The organism is Thauera sp., from assembly GCF_047601425.1.
GTDB lineage: Bacteria > Pseudomonadota > Gammaproteobacteria > Burkholderiales > Rhodocyclaceae > Thauera.
Genome location: NZ_JASGJL010000002.1, coordinates 81,577 through 94,550 on the forward strand (window position 1 = coordinate 81,577; position 12,974 = coordinate 94,550).

The 12,974-nt window shown below is 68.6% G+C and carries 11 protein-coding genes; 6 read left to right on the forward strand and 5 right to left on the reverse strand.

The window, feature by feature from the left end; all coding sequences use genetic code 11:
* Positions 1-2 precede the first annotated feature (2 nt).
* Positions 3-1,370, reverse strand: a complete 1,368-nt coding sequence (locus tag QM748_RS16895; RefSeq protein ID WP_415248163.1) for a CHASE3 domain-containing protein — start codon at positions 1,368-1,370, stop codon at positions 3-5.
* A 145-nt stretch (positions 1,371-1,515) separates the two neighbouring features.
* Positions 1,516-1,827, reverse strand: a complete 312-nt coding sequence (locus tag QM748_RS16900; protein ID WP_415248164.1) for a BON domain-containing protein — start codon at positions 1,825-1,827, stop codon at positions 1,516-1,518.
* Positions 1,828-2,013: 186 nt separating this feature from the next.
* Between QM748_RS16900 and QM748_RS16905 the strand changes: the two genes are divergently transcribed.
* Both QM748_RS16905 and QM748_RS16910 read left to right on the forward strand, forming a co-directional pair.
* Positions 2,014-3,189 (forward strand): exonuclease SbcCD subunit D, encoded by a 1,176-nt coding sequence (locus tag QM748_RS16905; protein ID WP_415248165.1) that lies wholly within the window; start codon positions 2,014-2,016, stop codon positions 3,187-3,189.
* Positions 3,186-6,308, forward strand: coding sequence for an AAA family ATPase (locus tag QM748_RS16910; protein ID WP_415248166.1), 3,123 nt, complete (start codon positions 3,186-3,188; stop codon positions 6,306-6,308). The genes QM748_RS16905 and QM748_RS16910 overlap by 4 nt, the downstream gene beginning before the upstream one ends.
* Here the strand turns inward: QM748_RS16910 and QM748_RS16915 are convergent.
* Positions 6,305-6,934, reverse strand: a complete 630-nt coding sequence (locus tag QM748_RS16915; RefSeq protein WP_415248167.1) for a DJ-1/PfpI family protein — start codon at positions 6,932-6,934, stop codon at positions 6,305-6,307. The genes QM748_RS16910 and QM748_RS16915 overlap by 4 nt on opposite strands.
* 86 nt (positions 6,935-7,020) lie before the next feature.
* On the opposite strand from QM748_RS16915, the gene QM748_RS16920 reads away from it, so the two are divergent.
* Positions 7,021-8,355: a PLP-dependent aminotransferase family protein gene (locus QM748_RS16920; RefSeq protein WP_415248168.1), complete on the forward strand. Its 1,335-nt coding sequence runs from the start codon at positions 7,021-7,023 to the stop codon at positions 8,353-8,355.
* Between the two features lie 137 nt (positions 8,356-8,492).
* Here QM748_RS16920 and QM748_RS16925 read toward each other — a convergent pair whose 3' ends face one another.
* Complete coding sequence (locus tag QM748_RS16925; RefSeq protein ID WP_415248169.1) at positions 8,493-9,119, reverse strand: YitT family protein; 627 nt, start codon at positions 9,117-9,119, stop codon at positions 8,493-8,495.
* 220 nt (positions 9,120-9,339) lie between these two features.
* On the opposite strand from QM748_RS16925, the gene QM748_RS16930 reads away from it, so the two are divergent.
* From QM748_RS16930 to QM748_RS16940, 3 genes are all read left to right on the forward strand, one after another.
* Positions 9,340-10,371, forward strand: a complete 1,032-nt coding sequence (locus QM748_RS16930) for a DctP family TRAP transporter solute-binding subunit (protein WP_415248170.1) — start codon at positions 9,340-9,342, stop codon at positions 10,369-10,371.
* A 111-nt stretch (positions 10,372-10,482) separates the two neighbouring features.
* Positions 10,483-10,977 carry a TRAP transporter small permease gene (locus QM748_RS16935; RefSeq protein ID WP_415248171.1) on the forward strand — a complete coding sequence of 165 codons (495 nt, stop codon included), beginning with the start codon at positions 10,483-10,485 and terminating at the stop codon, positions 10,975-10,977.
* The gene (locus tag QM748_RS16940) at positions 10,974-12,257 is read left to right on the forward strand and encodes a TRAP transporter large permease (protein ID WP_415248172.1); all 1,284 of its coding nucleotides are present in this window, start codon (positions 10,974-10,976) and stop codon (positions 12,255-12,257) included. The genes QM748_RS16935 and QM748_RS16940 overlap by 4 nt, the downstream gene beginning before the upstream one ends.
* 23 nt (positions 12,258-12,280) lie before the next feature.
* On the opposite strand, the gene QM748_RS16945 is transcribed toward QM748_RS16940, so the two are convergent.
* Positions 12,281-12,970 carry a DUF799 domain-containing protein gene (locus tag QM748_RS16945; protein ID WP_415248173.1) on the reverse strand — a complete coding sequence of 230 codons (690 nt, stop codon included), beginning with the start codon at positions 12,968-12,970 and terminating at the stop codon, positions 12,281-12,283.
* Positions 12,971-12,974 lie beyond the last annotated feature (4 nt).

Below are 12,974 nucleotides of genomic sequence, written 5' to 3' on the forward strand. Positions count from 1 at the left end.
CCTCAGCGCTCCGCCGCCGCAAGCGGGATGCGCGCCACGATGCGGGTGCCGCCGCCCGGGCGGCTGTCGATGTCGAGCTGGCCGGCCAGCATCTGCACGCGGTGCGTGATGCCCGTCAGGCCGTGGCGCATGGGCTGGCGGACCGCGGGGTTGAAGCCGGTGCCGTTGTCTTCCACCTTCAGCACGATGCGGTCGGCTTCCTCCGCAAGGCTCAGGCGGACCTGCGTGGCCTGGGCGTGGCGGCGGATGTTGGTGAGCGCCTCCTGCGCGATGCGGTACAGCGCCAGCGACACCGGCGCAGGCAGATCGGGCAGGGTGTCAGGGAGGTCGAGCGTGATCCGGCCGCCGTCTTCCTCCCCCGTTCCCGGCTGTGCCAGCGAGCGCAGGGCCTCGACCAGGCCCAGGTCGGACAGCAGCGGCGGGCGCAGGTTGGCGACCACGCGGCGCTTGATCGAGATGATCTGGCTCAGCGTGTCGAGCAGGCGGTCGAAGCGTTCGCGCAGCGGGGCGATGGCCTCGCCAGGCAGCTTGCGCACGATCCAGGCGGCATCCATCTTCGCTGCGGTCAGCAGCGAGCCGAGCTCGTCGTGAAGTTCGCGGGCAAGGCTTTCCTTCTCGGCTTCGCGGGCATTGGTCAAGTAAGTGGCGAGGTTGCTCAGCGCGGCGGTACGCACCTCGACCAGGGATTGCAGGCGCTCGTTCTCGGACTGCAGCAGCGCTCCGAGCTGGTCGCTCAGGCGGTCCTGGCGGTAAAGCAGGACGATGATCGTCGCCAGCAGCGCCAGCACGCCCATGCCCAGCACGGTATTGGTCCGCCGCGCATCCCTCAGGTTGTCGAACGAACTCAGGATGGTGGTGTTGATCTGGTCCATCGTCTGTGTCCGCAGCGTTTCGACGAAGCTGCGGATGTCCTGGGTGATCTGCTGACCGCTTTCAGCGTCGCCGCCGGCCTCGGGGCTCGCGCTGCGCTCGATGGCCCGCGCCAGCAGCGCCCAGCGGGTTTCGACCCGCCTGGCCAGCTGTTCGACCGTATCGCGCTGGCTGGCGTCCGGCCAGCGTTCGGCCCGCAGGGCGGCGAGTGCGATTTCGATGTCGCCAGCGCCATCCCGATAGGGCGCGAGGTGGACCGGGTCGCCTGTCAGGATGAAGCCGCGCACGCCCGATTCGGCGTCGAGCAGATGCACCAGCAGGCTGTCCAGGTGGGCGACGCGGCTCGATTGCTGCTGCAGTTTCTGCAGTGCGTCGCGGCTCGCTTCGGCATGATGCTGTGCGGCCATCAGCCATACCGCTCCCAGCACGAAGCCAAGCAGCAGCACCACCAGCAGAAGCAAGGTGGAAGCGCGTGGCAGGCGGGAAGGGAGGCGGGGCAAGAGGCTTCTCGGCAAGTGGTGTCGTCGGGTCGTGGGGAGGTTATAGCGGATGCATGCCGCATCGACCAGACGGGCCATACCCTGATGGCGCAGCATGCGCGGGAAGGGGGATTGCCCCCCTTCCCGCGCATGCTGCAGCCCAGGCCTACCGGCGAATGGCGATGTCGTTCTTGACCGCTTTCACGCCCGGCGTGCCGCGGGCGATTTCGGCCGCGCGGCCGCGTTCGGCCGCGCTCTTGGCAAAGCCCGAAAGCTGGACCGTGCCTTTCAGTGTCTCGACGCTGATCGCCATGGCGCTGACGGTCGGGTCTTCGGCGAACTTGGCCTTCACCCGGGTGGTGATGGTGGCGTCATCGACGTACTCGCCGACGGTGGATTGGTCACGGGTGACGGCGCAGCCGACTGCGGTGAAGGCGAGCAGACCGGACAGGGCGAGGGTGGCGGCAGTGTGTTTCATGATCTCTCCTCGGTACGCATGGATCTTTGTGGTATTGGCGGCGGGTTTGGCGTCCGCCTGCAGGTGCGATTCAAATGTATCCTCGGGGCCATTCCGGTGCTGTCCGACAGCGCGGATTGCGATGTAGGACGATTCTGTCAGCCGCTTCGCATTGCCATCCGGCATCCACCGAACATTCCAGCCGCCATGCGTTTCCTCCATTCTGCCGACTGGCACCTCGGCCGTGTGCATCACGGCATTTCGCTGCTCGAGGACCAGGCCCACATCCTGAACGAGTTCGTCCGCCTCGCCGCCGACGCCCGGCCCGACGCCATCCTGCTGGCCGGCGACATCTACGACCGCTCGGTGCCGCCGGCCGAAGCGGTGCGCCTGCTCGACCTGGTGCTGACCGAACTGGTGCAGGGGCTGCGCATTCCGGTGGTGATGATCGCCGGCAATCACGACGGCCCCGACCGCCTTGCCTTTGGCGCCGGCCTGCTCGGCGGTGCGGGGCTGACCGTGCGCGGCCCGTTCGACGCGCAAGCCAGGCCGCTGCTGCTGCACGACGCGCACGGAACGGTGGCGGTCCATGCCTTGCCCTACGCGGAGCCTGCCGTCGTGCGCAGCGCGGTCGCCAGCCGGCAGGGCGGGGACGGCGAAGAGGGTGTCCGCGTGATCGACTGCCACCAGGCTGCATTGGCCGTGCAATTGCAGGCGGCGCGTGCGGCGCAGCCGCCGGGAACACGCAGCGTCGTCGTCGCCCATGCCTTCGTGCTCGGCGGCAGCGAAAGCGAGTCCGAACGGCCGCTGTCGGTCGGCGCCAGCGGCGCGGTCGATGCGGCGCTGTTCGACGGCTTCGACTACGTCGCGCTCGGCCACCTGCACCGGCCGCAGCAGGTGGGGCAAGGGCGAATCCAGTATTCCGGTTCGCTGCTGAAGTATTCGTTTTCCGAGGCGGACCACGTCAAGTCGGTGAATCTGGTCGAACTGGACGCTGCCGGCGCCTGCACCGTCGAGCGCATCGCACTGACGCCGCGCCGCGACCTGCGCATCGTCGAAGGTCCGCTCGACGCCATCCTCGCCGCCGGTGCAGCCGATCCGGCGCGCGACGACTACATCCTCGCCCGCCTCACCGACAGCGGCGCGCTGCTCGATGCCATGGGCCGGCTGCGCAGCGCCTATCCCAATGCGCTCGCCATCGAGCGCCCGCTGCTCGCAGGTGATGGGCCGGGGCGCGCAGGGGCGGACCATCGCCGCGTGCGCATGCAGGATCTGTTCGCCAGCTTCCATCGCGACACCACCGGCCAGCCGCTCGACGACGCCGGCGCGACGGTGCTCGAGCGCGTCGCCGAGCGGCTGGAGCGGGAGGCGCGCCACGCATGAAGCCGCTCAAGCTTTCCCTGCAGGCTTTCGGGCCCTTCGCCGGACGCGAGACGGTGGATTTCACCCGCCTGCCGCCCGGCGCGCTGTTCCTGATCTCAGGCCCTACCGGCGCGGGCAAGACCTCGATCCTCGACGGCATCACCTACGCGCTGTACGGCGACACCTCCGGCGGCGAGCGCAGCGCGCGCGAAATGCGCAGCGACCATGCCGACGCCGCGCTGCAGACCGAAGTCGAACTGGAGTTCGCTCTCGGCGGCCAGCACTACTGGGTGCGACGTGTGCCGGAGCAAGTGCGCGCGGCCCAGCGTGGCGGCGGCGTGGTCAATGCGCCGGCCAAGGCCGAACTCTTCCGCCTCGATGCCGACGGCCAAAGCTGGCAGCCGCTGGCGCAGCGAACGACCGAAGTCACCCAGCAGGTCGAAGCCCTGCTCGGCTTCAAGGCCGAGCAGTTCCGCCAGGTCGTGCTGCTGCCGCAGGGACAGTTCCGCAAGCTGCTGGCGGCGAGTTCGGCCGAGCGCGAGAAGATCCTCGAAACCCTGTTCGGCACCGCCGCCTACAAGCGCCTGCAGGACGCGCTGAAAGCCGAGGCCGCCGCGCTGCGCGAACGCGGCGAGCAGGCCAGCCTGCGGCGCGCCACCTTGCTGCAGCAGGCCGAGGCAGAGTCTGCTGAAGACCTGGCTGCTCGCCTGGGTGCGCTCGGCACTGCGCTGGCGGGACTGGAAACGGAGGAAAAAACCGCCCGTGATGCGGATGCGGCCGCCCGCGCCGCGCTGCGGCAGGGCCAGGCGACCGCGGCCGATTTCGCCGAAGCGCAGGCCGCTGCTGCGGTACTTGCCGCACTGGCGGCCGGGCGGGCGGAAACCGATGCCCAGCGCCTGCGCCTGGAGGAGGCCCGGCGTGCGCAACAGGTGTCGCCGTCCGCTACCGCACTGTCGGCCGCCCGCGGTGATGCAGCCGAGGCCGAACAGCGCGCGTGGCAGGCCGCGCAAGCCGCCGGGCAGGCGGCCAAGGCATTGCACGACGCCGATGCAGCGCTGCAGGCCGAGGCCGCGCGTAGTGACGAGCGCGAAGCCGCGCAACGCGAACAGATGCGGCTCGAAGCCCTGTCCGATGCCGTCGCCCGCCTCGCCGAAGCGGAAGCCGCCTTGCAGGCCTGCTTGCGCCAGCGTGCAGCGGCCGATGCACGGTTCGCGCAGGCAGAGGCCGAGTGCAAGGCGCTCGAAAGCCAGCGCGGCCAGTTCGCCAGCCGCATCGACGCCTTGCAGGCCCAGGCGGCGCAGGTCGTGGCGCTGGGCTTGCGCGCGCAGCAGGCCGAACGGCGCGAGCAGGCCCGCGCCGGCCTCGATGCCAGCCTCGCCAGGCTGAAGCAGGTGCAAGCGCTGGAGGATGGGAAGCGGCGGGCATTCGAAGCCGCGCAGCAGCAGATGCTGTGCCGGCGCGAAGTCTGCGATGCGCTTGATGAGGCTTGGCGCCGCGCGCAGGCGGCCATCCTCGCCCAGCACCTGCACGACGGCGACGCCTGCCCGGTGTGCGGCAGCGCCTCGCACCCGTCGCCGGCCCGCTTCGACGGCGAACTGCCCACCGAGCAGGCCTTGCAGGCCGCGCGCGACGCTCTTCGGAAAGCCGAGGCCGTGATGGAAGCCGCCCGCCACGGCAGGGATGCTGCCGCGCAGCAACGCGCTGCTGCCCAAGCCGAAGTGGACACACGCCGGGCTGCGCTGCACGGAGGCGCTGCCGATGATCAGGTACAGCAAGACCTGTTCGGCTCCAGTGTCGACGAGGACTTGCCCGCATTGCGGACAGCCTTGCAGGCCGCGCGTGCCGCGGCGGCCGAAGTCGAGCAAGTACGCGGACAGCTGCAGCAAAGGGAGGCTGCACTGGCTGCTGCCCGGATTGCGTTCGACGATGCGCGCAAACAGGCAGCGGCGGCGGCCAGCATGGCCGAAGGCGCCTTGCGCGTGGCCGAGGAAAGGCGCGGCGCCGTGCCAGAAGCCTTGCGCTCGCCGCAGGCGCTCGGCACCGCACTGGCGGCGGCGCGGGCCGGGCGCCAGCAACTGGAGGCGGCGTTGCGGGCCGCGCAGGAAGCGCAACGGCAGGCCCTGAACCACGATGCAGCGCAACGCGCCCAGCGCGATGCCCAGGCCTTCGCCGCCCGCGCCGCCGAGGTCCGCGTGGCCGAAGCCGCCGCGCAGTTTGCCGATGCGCTGCATGCAGCAGGTTTCGCTGCGGCCGGCTCAGGCACGGCCGGCAGCGCCAGGCCGGATACCGCCGAAGCCGCCTGGCGGGCGGCCGTGCTGCCTGCCGAGCAGATGGACGGACTCGCCCGGCAGATCCGCGGCGCCGACGAACAGTTCGCCGCCGCGCAGGAGCGCAGCCGACGCGCCGCGCAGGCCATCGCCGGACTGACGGCGCCGGATCTCGCCGCCCTCGACGCCCGCGCCGCCGCTTGCCGCGAACAGGTCGAAGCGGTCGTCGCCCGCATCACCCACAACCGCGGCGAGCAGCACAAGCTCGCGCGCACGCTTTCATTGCTGGACGACATCGCCCGCGAGCACGGCGCCATCGAAGCCGAATACCGTGTCGTCGGCCACCTGGCCGAGGTCGCCAACGGCGGCAACGGCCGCAACCTCACCTTCCAGCGCTATGTGCTCGCCGCCCTGCTAGACGACGTGCTGCGTGCCGCCTCGCTGCGGCTGAAGGCGATGAGCCGCGGCCGCTACCTGCTGCAGCGGCGCGAGGACGTCGCCGACGCCCGTCGCGCCGCCGGGCTGGATCTGGAAGTGTTCGACGACTACACCGGCCGCGCCCGCCCGGCCAGCACGCTGTCCGGCGGCGAAGGCTTCATGGCCTCGCTGTCGCTCGCGCTCGGCCTGTCCGACGTGGTGCAGGCCTACGCCGGCGGCGTGCAGCTCGACACCCTGTTCATCGACGAAGGTTTCGGCAGCCTCGACCCCGAATCGCTCGACATGGCCATGCGTGCCCTCATCGACCTGCAGCAGCGCGGCCGCACCGTGGGCGTGATCTCGCACGTCGAGGACATGAAACAGCAGATCGGCACGGCGATCGAGGTGGTGCAGGGGCTGAGGGGGAGCAGGGTGCGAATGGTCGGGGTGAGCTAAGGGAGTGATGCAGCGGTTTCGTGCCGGGTCGGCAGGTACGGCACCACATTCCGAAACGCCCGCTCGATGTACTCGTCCTTTTCACCGACGGGTGCCACGTAATGCAGGGCCCGCGTTGCCGCTTCGATGCCGCCCAGGCGGGCGGCGATCCAGAACGCCAGGTATTGCGAGCCCAGGCAGCCGCCGGCGGTGGCGACCTTGCCCTGCGCGAAGAAGGGCTGCTCAAGCACGCGGACACCGGCCGCCTGCACCCATGGCCTGGTGGTGAGGTCGGTGCAGGCGGGCACTTCGCCCAGCAGGCCCAGGCGTGCCAGCACCAGCGCGCCGGAGCACTGTGCGCCCACCAGTTGTCGCGCCGGGTCGAGATGCAGCGCATCCATCATCGCCGGGTCGTCGACGATGCTGCGCGTGGCCAGCCCGCTGCCGACGATCACCGCATCGGCCGTGGCCGCCTCGGCCAGCGTCGCCTGCGTCTCGACGACCACGCCGTTCATCGACGTGACGCGAGCGGAGGGGCTGGCGATCGATACCCGCCAGGCAGGCTGGGCGGCCAGGCGCAGGATGCCGAGCGCGATCAGCGAGTCCAGTTCATTGAAACCGTCGAAAGTCAGGATGGCGATGTGCATGCGAGTTCTCCAGGACGTGGGAGATGGATCGTAGGTGCCGAAATCGATACAATCAAAAAATTGTCATAGATACAATGGAAGTACCGATGGCCCGGACACGTTACAAGGAGGTGGTGGACAAGCTGGCCGCCGACATCCGTGCCGGACGCTTGCGCCCGGGCGAGCGCCTGCCCACGCACCGCATGCTGGCCCGCGGCCACCAACTGGCGCTGGGCACCGCCACCCGGGTGTATGCCGAACTGGAAGCGATGGGCCTGGTGAGCGGCGAAACCGGGCGCGGCACCTTCGTGCGCGACGCTGCCTGGCCCCGCGATCTGGGCAGCGATCTGCGGCTGGCGGCGCCCGGCATGGTCGATCTCAACTACAGCGATCCGAGCGTGCCCGGACAGGCCGGCCTGCTGCGCGACGCGTTGCGCAGGCTGGCTCGCGCGGGAGACCTGGAGCCGGCGCTGCATTACCAGCCGCACGCCGGACGGATGCATGAGCGGGCCATCGTGGCGCGCCACCTGCGCAGCCGCCAGCTACGGGTCGAAGCCGAACAGGTGGCAATCGTCGACGGCGCGCAGCACGGCCTCGCAGTGACCTTGATGGCCTTGCTGCGGCCGGGCGACGTGGTGGCGGTGGACGCGCTGACCTACCCGGGCTTCCGTGTGCTGGCCGACATGCGGGGGCTGGAACTGCTGCCCGTCCCCGTCGGCCCGCAGGGCACGGATGTGGAAGCCTTGGCGCAGCTCTGCCGCACACGCCCGGTGCGCGCGGTGTACGTCATGCCCACGCTGCACAACCCGCTGGGCTGTGTGATGGATGAAGCCACGCGGCAACGGCTGGTGGCCCTGGCCCGTGTCCACGACCTGCTGCTGATCGAGGATGCCGCCTATGCCTTCCTCGTCGAGCAGCCCCCGCCGCCGCTGTTCCAACTGGCGCCAGAGCGCACGATATACGTCTCCAGCCTGTCCAAGAGCGTCGCCACCGGCCTGCGCTTTGGTTTCGTCGCGGCAGCACCGGCCCACATCCGCAGCATCGAGCGCGCCATCCGCGCGACGACGTCCAATACCCCCGGGTTGATGACCGCCATTGCCTGTGGCTGGATCGAGGATGGCACGGCCGCCCGCCTGGAGGCGCAGAAGCGCGAGGATGCCCGCCAGCGGCAGGCGATCGCAGCCGAAGTGCTGGCCGGACTGCCGATGGTGTGCCATCCCGGCTCCTATTTCATCTGGCTTCCGCTCGGCCCCGACTGCCGCGCCGATCGGGTCGCGGCGACATTGAACGAGCAGGGCATCGCGGTATCCACTGCCGAGCCCTTCGCCACGACCGTCCATGTGCCCGGCGCGTTGCGGCTGGCGCTGGGGTCGGTGGATGTGGCGCGCTTGCGGTGGGCCTTGGAGAGGGTGAGGGAGGCGGTGGAATCGGGGGCGTTGTAGGGGCGTGCGTGGCGTGATACGAGCCGATCTCGAGGTTCATGCGCTTCTGTGGCTATGGACTGGTTTATTGACCCGTCTCGAATGGGGCGGGCAAGTTGATCCGTAGGTGCTGCAGGCTGCCTGGTGAAGCACCATGCTCAGACGCCCATGTAGCGCCCCGGCCGATGGTTCGACGCGATCACCAGATTGAGCACGATCACCGCCAGAATCGAACAGGCTGCCGCTTCGAGGCTCACCACCATCGCCGAAGCGCCGACGATCACGGCGTCGATGGCCATCTGCACGTAGCCCGCGCGCAGGCCGTGGCGGGCTTGCAGGTACAGCGCGAGGACGCTGAAACCGCCCAGGCTGGCGTGGTGGCGGAAGAGAATCAGCAGGCCGAGGCCGAACAGCACGCCGGCGATGATTGCGCCGTACACGGGGTTGATGCTGCTGATGCCGATGAGGTGTGGCGCGACTTCAGACATGATGGACACCAGGCTGACGGCAACCAGCGTCCTGATCGTGAAACGCAGGCCGATGTGCCGGATCGCCAGGCCGTAGAAAGGCAGGTTCAGGGCGAAGAAGACGATCCCGAAGGGCCAGCCGGTCCAGTGCTGGATCAGCAGTACCAGGCCCGTCACGCCGCCGGGGAATACCTGGGCGCTGGAGAAGCACTGCAGACCCAGGCTCAGGATGATGGAACTGGTCAGCAGCGCCTGGATGTCCTCGCTCCAGCTATGGGCAATGCTGGCGGCGCCGCCGTTTTCCTCGATTCGAGCCATGGTTGTTTCAGGGGGAAAGATGGTGACCCGGTATCGGCTTGACCCGCTGTCTGTGTTCTTCATCGGTCACTTGCGGGTTTGATTGTAGGGCTTGGAGCATCCGGTCCCGCATGATTTTGCGCTGGCCCCCAAGCCCCCCGGTTTGTAGAATCGCCCCTTCCCCTGCGCCAGTGCCGCCTCACCGGGCCTTGCGCCCAAAAACGAGAAACGGAGACATCCCATGCAGAAACGACGCTTCACCGCCCTCATCGCCGGCCTGTTCGCTTCGGCCGCGCTCGGCCTGTCGATGCCGGCCACGGCCCAGCAGTACAAGGACGAGTACAACCTGTTAACGGTGCTCGGCGATGCCTTCCCGTGGGGCTGGGGCGCGCAGCGCTGGGCCGATCTGGTGGCCGAGAAGACCCAGGGGCGGATCAAGATCAAGGTTTATCCGGGCACCTCGCTGGTGTCGGGCGACCAGACCAAGGAGTTCACCGCGCTGCGCCAGGGCATCATCGACATGGCGGTGGGTTCGACGATCAACTGGTCGCCGCAGGTGAAGGAGCTGAACCTGTTCGCGCTTCCTTTCCTGATGCCGGACCACAAGGCGATCGATGCGCTGACCCAGGGCCGTGTCGGCACGAAGATGTTCGAGATCCTGTCCGCGCGCGACGTGGTGCCGCTGGCCTGGGGCGAGAACGGTTTCCGCGAGGTGTCGAACTCGAAGAAGCCGATCCGCACGCCCGAGGACGTGAAAGGCATGAAGGTGCGGGTGGTCGGTTCGCCGCTGTTCCTGGCGACCTTCAATGCGCTCGGCGCCAACCCCACGCAGATGAGCTGGGCTGACGCGCAGCCGGCGATGGCGACGGGGGCGGTCGATGGCCAGGAGAACCCGCTGGCGGTGTTCAATGCCGCCAAGCTGCACACCGTCGGCCAGAAGCACCTGACGCTGTGGGGCTACGTCGCCGATCCGCTGATCTTCGTGGTCAACAAGAAGGTGTGGAACAGCTGGACCGAGGCCGACCGCAAGCTGGTCGCAGAGGCGGCGCAGCAGGCCGCTACCGAGGAGATCGCCCGCGCCCGCTCCGGCATTTCGGCGGATGACCAGTCGTTGCTGAAGGAGATCGAAGCCAACGGCGTGTCCGTGGTGCGCCTGACCGACGCCGAGCGCGACGCCTTCCGCAAGGCGACGGCCGGCGTGTACAAGGAATGGGCCGAGCGCATCGGCGCAGACCTGGTCAAGCAGGCCGAGGAAGACGTCGCCAAGCGTTGAGTGACGCTCCGGCACGGTTGATGCCGGATCAGACTGCGGCCAGCCTCGTCCCCTCCGGGGCGGGCGCTGGCCGCATGATTTTTTTCCAATCTTGATGGACCGTTTCACGCCATGAGTACCGAAGTGGAAGTGCCGCCGGCCGAGTCAGAGGCCGCCCCGCCGTCCTATACGATCGAACAGGTCCTGACCGGCGTCGCCATGGCGCTGATCGTGCTGGTCACCTTCGGCAACGTGCTGGTGCGCTACTTCACCTCGCAGTCCTTTGCGGCGACCGAGGAGTTCTCGATCGCGCTGATGATTCTGGTTGCCTTTCTCGGTTCGTCGGTGGCCTTCGCCTTCGACCGCCACATCCGCGTGAGCTTTTTCGTCGAGCGCATGTCGCCGCGGGCGCGGGCCTTTTTCGACTGGCTGTCCTTCGCCGTCACTGCCGGCCTGTTTGCCTTCATCGCCTGGTATGCCGGGCTGCTGACCTGGGACCAGTACCGTTTCGAGGAAACCTCGCCGGCGCTCGGTGTGCCGCAGTGGTGGTACACGGTGTGGATGCCGGTGCTGTCCGTGACGCTGGTGCTGCGTCTGGTGGTGAATCGCCTGCGGAGGCGCGCATGACCGGCGCGATGCTGATCGGGGTGTTCATGCTCCTGCTGGTGGCCGGCGTGCCGCTGGCGGTCGGACTGGGGGTGGCGAGTGTCATCGTGCTGGCGATGGCGGGTTTCGACCAGCTTGCGGTGCCGACCAACATCTACGCCGGCATCGCCAAGTATCCCTTGCTGGCGATACCGATGTTCGTGCTGGCCGGCATGATCTTCGAGCGTTCGGGCGTGGCGGTGCGGCTGGTGCGCTTCGTCACCGCCATCGTCGGCGAATGGACGGGCTCGCTGGCGGTGGTGGCGGTGCTGGTGTCGATGCTGCTGGGCGGCGTGTCCGGCTCCGGCCCGGCCGATGCGGCGGCGGTGGCGGCGGTGATGCTGCCGTCGATGGTGGCGCGCGGTTATCCCAAGGGCTTTTCTGCCGGCCTGATCGCAGCATCCGGTTCGACCGCGATCGTGACGCCGCCGTCGGTGGCGCTGATCGTCTATAGCGTGATGGTGCCGGCCGCGACCGTGCCGGCGCTGTTCGCCGCCGGCCTGTTCCCCGGCATGCTCGCGGCGCTGAGCCTGCTGCTGCCGGCGATCCTGATCAGCCGCAAGTACGGCTTCGGCCGCGGCTACAAGGCCGAGCGGCCGCCGCTGGGCAAGAGCTTCGTCAACGCGATCTGGGGCCTGCTGGCGCCGATCGTCATCCTCGGCGGTCTGCGCACCGGCTTGTTCACGCCGACCGAGGCAGCGGTGGTGGCGGTGGCCTACGGCATCTTCGTCGGCATGGTGGTGTATCGCACCATCAGCCTGAAAGGGCTGTTCCGCATCATGGTCGATGCCGGCGAACTGTCGGCCGTGGTGATGATGGTCATCGGCATCGCCTCGGTGTTCGCCTGGGCGGGCAATACGCTGGGCATCTTCGACGTCGCCGCCAGGGCCCTGGTCGGGCTGCATTCGAGCGAATGGATGATGCTGGTGTCGATCAACCTGCTGCTGCTGGTGGCGGGGATGTTCCTCGATGCGATCTCGATCTTCCTGATCCTGCTGCCCATCCTGGTGCCGATCGCGGTGGCGATGGGCTGGGATCTGGTGTGGTTCGGCGTGATGATGACGATCAACCTCGCCATCGGCCAGTTCACGCCGCCGATGGCGGTGTCGCTGATGATCACCTCGCGCATCGCCGGCATCGGCATGGAGGAGACTTTCCGCTGGGTGACCTGGCTGCTGCTGGCGATGCTGGGCGCGCTGACGCTGATGGTGGTGTTCCCGCAGATCGCGCTGTGGCTGCCCGGCCGCCTGGGCTACCTCTGAGCTGAGCTGAACGGGCGCCGCGCTCAGCGCGGCGTCGCTTCCAGTTCGTATCTCGGCGAGCGCGGACCGTACAGGATGCCGTTGGGCGGGCCGGCCTGCAGCAGACGGTGGCTGGCAATGCCGGCGATCGGGTGCGAGCGGTTGGTGCTGCTCTCGACGATCTGGTTGACCACCGCCGTGATGAGCATGCCGACCAGGCCGCCTCCGGAGTTGCGGCCTTCGGCGCTGGAGGCGGTTGCCGAGCCTTGCCACAGTGTCTGTTCCGAGCGCAGGTCGATCAGGCGTGCCCGTGCCGTGACGCGGCTTTCGCTGGCAAGCACGGCATAGCTGGTGCCGTACTGCTCGATGTTGATGTACAGCGCGGCATCGGCGCCGAAGATTTCACGCAGCTTGGCCAGCGGCACGCCGTGCATTTCCCCCGGATTGTGCAGGCCGTTCTGCTGGAAGGTTTCGTCGACCAGGCTGACCGGGAACACGTAGTAGCCAGATTCCGCCAGCGGCATCGTGACCTGCGACAGCATGCTGTAGGTGGCCTCGATTTCCAGCGAACCATTGAGCGGTGGCAGTACCAGGATGGAGGCAGGGCGGCTCTGCCTGAAGGCTGAATAGTCGTAGCTGGCCTGTTGCGTCGCGCAACCGGAGGCGAACAAGGCCGTGAATGCGGCGATGAGGCCGGTCCTCAGGCGAAGGCGGCCGGATGTCGTGGAATGCATCGAT

Excerpts from the sequence above, each read along its gene's own strand:
- QM748_RS16900 (WP_415248164.1), bottom strand. The coding sequence starts at position 1,827 with ATGAAACACACTGCCGCCACCCTCGCCCTGTCCGGTCTGCTCGCCTTC.
- QM748_RS16905 (WP_415248165.1), top strand. The coding sequence starts at position 2,014 with ATGCGTTTCCTCCATTCTGCCGACTGGCACCTCGGCCGTGTGCATCAC.
- QM748_RS16910 (WP_415248166.1), top strand. The coding sequence starts at position 3,186 with ATGAAGCCGCTCAAGCTTTCCCTGCAGGCTTTCGGGCCCTTCGCCGGA.
- QM748_RS16915 (WP_415248167.1), bottom strand. The coding sequence starts at position 6,934 with ATGCACATCGCCATCCTGACTTTCGACGGTTTCAATGAACTGGACTCG.
- QM748_RS16920 (WP_415248168.1), top strand. The coding sequence starts at position 7,021 with ATGGCCCGGACACGTTACAAGGAGGTGGTGGACAAGCTGGCCGCCGAC.
- QM748_RS16925 (WP_415248169.1), bottom strand. The coding sequence starts at position 9,119 with ATGGCTCGAATCGAGGAAAACGGCGGCGCCGCCAGCATTGCCCATAGC.
- QM748_RS16930 (WP_415248170.1), top strand. The coding sequence starts at position 9,340 with ATGCAGAAACGACGCTTCACCGCCCTCATCGCCGGCCTGTTCGCTTCG.
- QM748_RS16935 (WP_415248171.1), top strand. The coding sequence starts at position 10,483 with ATGAGTACCGAAGTGGAAGTGCCGCCGGCCGAGTCAGAGGCCGCCCCG.
- QM748_RS16940 (WP_415248172.1), top strand. The coding sequence starts at position 10,974 with ATGACCGGCGCGATGCTGATCGGGGTGTTCATGCTCCTGCTGGTGGCC.
- QM748_RS16945 (WP_415248173.1), bottom strand. The coding sequence starts at position 12,970 with ATGCATTCCACGACATCCGGCCGCCTTCGCCTGAGGACCGGCCTCATC.